The sequence below is a fragment of the Mycobacterium sp. TH-M82 genome (assembly GCF_057473605.1).
Genome location: NZ_JBYCKY010000582.1, coordinates 1 through 4,144 on the forward strand (window position 1 = coordinate 1; position 4,144 = coordinate 4,144).

4 protein-coding genes and 2 pseudogenes are annotated in these 4,144 nt (G+C 62.6%); 2 read left to right on the plus strand and 4 right to left on the minus strand.

Features of this window, described 5'->3' with window-relative positions:
• From AC2VON_RS17500 to AC2VON_RS17515, 4 genes and pseudogenes are all read right to left on the minus strand, one after another.
• Window positions 1–1,213: pseudogene (locus tag AC2VON_RS17500) on the minus strand (hypothetical protein); the annotation flags it as partial.
• A gap of 229 nt (window positions 1,214–1,442) precedes the next feature.
• Window positions 1,443–1,547 (minus strand): annotated as a pseudogene (locus tag AC2VON_RS17505) (tRNA pseudouridine(38-40) synthase TruA); the annotation flags it as partial.
• A gap of 5 nt (window positions 1,548–1,552) precedes the next feature.
• Window positions 1,553–1,705, minus strand: a complete 153-nt coding sequence (locus AC2VON_RS17510; RefSeq protein WP_486954085.1) for a hypothetical protein — start codon at window positions 1,703–1,705, stop codon at window positions 1,553–1,555.
• A 37-nt stretch (window positions 1,706–1,742) separates the two neighbouring features.
• Entirely contained in the window at window positions 1,743–2,873 is a 1,131-nt protein-coding gene (locus tag AC2VON_RS17515; protein ID WP_486954086.1) for a hypothetical protein, read from the minus strand.
• 377 nt (window positions 2,874–3,250) lie between these two features.
• On the opposite strand from AC2VON_RS17515, the gene AC2VON_RS17520 reads away from it, so the two are divergent.
• Both AC2VON_RS17520 and AC2VON_RS17525 read left to right on the plus strand, forming a co-directional pair.
• Window positions 3,251–3,400 carry a hypothetical protein gene (locus AC2VON_RS17520; RefSeq protein ID WP_486954087.1) on the plus strand — a complete coding sequence of 50 codons (150 nt, stop codon included), beginning with the start codon at window positions 3,251–3,253 and terminating at the stop codon, window positions 3,398–3,400.
• A 359-nt stretch (window positions 3,401–3,759) separates the two neighbouring features.
• Window positions 3,760–4,144 (plus strand): ribonucleotide-diphosphate reductase subunit beta (locus tag AC2VON_RS17525; RefSeq protein ID WP_486954088.1); only part of this gene is annotated, 385 nt, incomplete at its 3' end.

The following is a 4,144-nucleotide window of genomic DNA, read 5'->3' on the forward strand; positions in this document are numbered from 1 at the left end:
TGCCGAAGCCCGACCCGCCCATGATCCGCATGTAGTTGGCGTCGCTGGGGTGGCTCAGCGAGTAGTAGTTGCTGTCGAAATCTTCGGTCTTGATCAGGCTGTTGATGAACGGCGCGTTGGGGCTGCCCACGATGTCGCCGACACCCTTGTTCTCCATGTAGATCAAGAACACGTGATTCAGGTGACCGACGTCGGACGTCGGTGTGGTGAGCGGTGCCGCGGTGAGGCTTGGATCGCCGACCGTGAACGACTCGTTTGCGGCGTAGGCGGAATTGTAGTTGCCGAGGAAATGGTTTTCGTCGTGGAAGATCGTGGTCACCTGCGCGGAGGTGGCGCCCTCCGGGACCGTCCCAGTGATGTCGCGTTGCTCAAACCCGGTGATGGCCAGGCGATCCCATACCGTGACCGGATGGAGCGAGTCGGTGCCCAGCACGTTCCCGTCGGCGCCCAGGAAGCTGACCTGCACTGTGGTGTAGGACGAGTTCAAGCCCTGGCCGCCGAGATCTGCGCTCAGCTCGTACGGCGTTCCGGCCGCGCCATTGAGGTCGACGGTTTGGCTGATGCTCGACGTTGCCACCGGTCCGCCGCCGGCGAAATTGTCGTCACCGGCCGGCGTGCCCGGCGGCGCGTCCTGCGGAAAGCCCAGGTACCCCGTCAGCTTTGGCAACGGGAACGGCAAACCCAACGGATAACCGCGCGGGGTGCCGTACTCGATCACGGTCGGGGTGCCGGTCTCCGTCCAGCCCGGAATGGTCACCCCGCTAAAGCCCGACCCGGACGGGTCGGCAACTTCAAAGTTAGGGTTGACCAGCAAGTTCTGACTCATCGGCTGCGCAGCATTACCGGCGGCGGTGGCAGGAACAGCCTGGTTGACCCAAGCATTGAGCACGCTGTCAACCTGCTGACCAAAGCTGCTGTCAAGCCAGTCCTGCTCTAACCCATGAAACCAGGCATCAAAAGGACCGGCCGCCGCCACCGAGCCCACATCAGCAAGCGAACCACCTGCCGCATCACCCAGCGAACCCATGACGGAATCGATGATCGGCTCAAGAATCGCGTCAAACTCATCGGCTTCGGCCGTCGGCGCGGCAGCCAACTGCGTCACGCCCAACGCCAGAAACACCCCGACACCGAGACTCGAACCGACTACCCGACGACGGGCCTTCGCGCTGCGCGACCGACCATTGCGCTTCGTGTCCCGATAACTCGCCATGGATCCGACCTCGTTATAGGCCCCCGCGAAACTGCTCTGTTGGCAACCGACGTATCTCACGTTTCGTTAGGCTACTCCTCGGGGAACGGCTGGGGAAGCGAACCGGCCACATTTTCCACACGCTCAGGAGGGAGCCATCTATCGGGGCCCATCTCAGTTCCCCAGACACGACCCCACCGGCGGGATCAGCACACCCTCACCTGCACGCCGTTTCCGGAAGATCCGGATGTCAACAGCGGCGCAGGTCGCGGGTGACCGCCACCCTGGACGCCGGCTGGTCATCCGGCGGATGTTCGACACCGACCAGTGTCAGCCCGCGAGCCGGGGTGCAGCTAGCCACTATTTCCAGAAAGCGTTCATGGGTTGGGCGTACATGCCGTTGTCGGTGAGCGGGGCCAGAGTTCCCGGCGCAGGGCGCAAGGCGTCTTCAATAGTGGCCATCAGGCTGTGCTGGTTGTAGTAGTCGTTGGTGACCAAGTGGCCGGATTGCATCCCCCCGCCGTCACCGCGTCCTGGTTGGGGATGACGATTATCGGAACGTTGTTGCCTTCGTTACCGAAGCCCAGTGACAGGTTGTTGTAGTCCTCGTCCCACGTGATGACGATCGCGTCCTTCTCGTTCGGGTCAGTCCACGTCGGCGAGTTCTCAATGGTGGATATCGTCTGCTGGAGATACTGGTCGCCGGCCGCCACGTTGTACTGGTGCGTCGTGAGCTCGCTGACAATGATCTGGGCAATGCTGCTAAGCGTATTTTCGGGGCAGTGTTGTGGTAGACGTAGCTGAATAGGCCGAATGGCGTTGCGTCGACCGCGTCACCCGGCGTTATGTCGGTGGTACCCGCCGGGATGCCCTGATCGTAGCCGGCCCACGATACGCCCGCCTGATCCATTTCCTGCATGAGGGTGGGCGCATTGATGACGTCCCCGGCGGGGTCGTAGTCGATGCCGAAATCCGATCCGCCCATGATCCGGAAGTAGTTGGCGTCGCTGGGGTGGCCCAGCGAGTAGTAGTTGCTGTCGAAATCTTCGGTCTTGATCAGGCTGTTGATGAACGGCGCGTTGGGGCTGCCCACGATGTCGTCGACACCCTTGTTCTCCATGTAGATCAAGAACACGTGATTCAGGTGACCGACGTCGGACGTTGGCGGGGTGAGCGGTGCCGCGGTGAGGCTTGGATCGCCGACCGTGAACGACTCGTTTGCGGCGTAGGCGGAATTGTAGTCGCCGAGGAACCGGTTTTCGTCGGTGAAGATCGTGGTCACTCGCGCGGAGGTGGTGTCTTCGGGGATCGTCCCGGGGATGTCGCGTTGCTCAAACCCGTTGATAGCCAGGCGATCCCATACCGTGACCGGATGGAGCGAGTCGGTGCCCAGCACGTTCCCGTCGGCGCCCAGGAAGCCGACCTGCACTGTCGTGTAGGACGAGTTCAAGCCCTGGCCGCCGAGATCTGCGCTCAGCTCGTACGGCGTTCCGGCCGCGCCGGTGAGGTCGACGGTTTGGCTGATGCTCGACGTGGCCACCGGTCCGCCGCCGGCGAAATTGTCGTCACCGGCCGGCGTGCCCGGCGGCGCGTCCTGCGGAAAGCCCAGGAACCCCGTCAGCTTTGGGAGCGCAAACGAGAATGGCGACGGATAACCGCGCGGGGTGCCGTATTCGATCACGGTCGGGGTGCCCGGTCAACCAGGCTGCACGATGACGGCGGTGGATCATGCCACCGCGTCGATCAGCCGTCGCTGGCGTGTCCTCGTGGAGTAGTTCATGGCGGCTCTGGGGTGGTTGTCGCATCGTTTTCAGGTCTCCCACCGAATTGAACACACCGCATGGCCAGGTATCCACACAAATCTACACAGTCATACCACAGCGTGCGGGCTCAGCACCACCGAAGCCAGCCGACGCGCACCTAAGGGTGGGTGCGCTGCCTATGCGGTCAGCGCACCGCCACGTACTCCACCACCGCGCGCAACCTCATCACGGCGCAAAGCTCATCCGTGCATTCCTCAGGACACACAGCATTCTGCAGGACATACAGGGAGCACACATGAACTACGAATTCACACTGGCCGTCGACCGTGACCCCATCAACGTCGTGCACGGCTGCCGTGAGGCAGATCCCTTCATTGCCGTGCTCATAGCAGCTATAGAAGAGGTGGCGTCAACCGGTCTTGTGGTGTTCCGGTATCGCGCCTGATGACCTCGTCACTGCGTGACAGTGCGGCCCGGCTCGGCCGCATCTACGCATCGGTTCGGCTCATCGCGGTGGGCAAGCGTGGCCCCGGTGGATTTCCGACTCTGCTGCCGACTGGGCAGTAGCCCCTATTTCTGTTGGCTGAAGTAGTGGGTCCTGCGGCGCCAGACCCCGTCATGTCCGCCGCATGCGTATCAAGCTACGGAACTCAAGCTGCGGCGACACGCGGCCACTTGTTGGGCAACCCGAATCGTGGCGCGTATCGTCGGAGATCCGGAGTCGTCGTCGGAGATCCGGAATCGAAAGTCGATGGGAGAGTTCTGATGCCGCTCGTTGAACAGCCCGATGGAGGCGCAGTGACCATGACCACCCGACTCATCGACCGGGTGCACGCGATCAACTGGAATCGCCTGCTGGACCCCAAGGACGCGCAGGTGTGGGACCGCTTGACCGGCAACTTCTGGCTGCCGGAGAAGGTTCCCCTCTCCAATGACCTACCGTCGTGGCAGACGCTGACCACCGACGAGCAGCAGGCGACGGTCCGGGTGTTTACCGGGCTGACTCTGCTCGACACCGCACAGGCAACCATCGGCGCGGTGTCGATGATCGCCGACGCGATCACACCGCATGAGGAGGCGGTGCTGACCAATATGGCGTTCATGGAGTCGGTGCACGCCAAGAGCTACAGCTCGATTTTTTCCACACTGTGCTCGAGTCGCCAGATCGACGACGCGTTCGAGTGGTCGG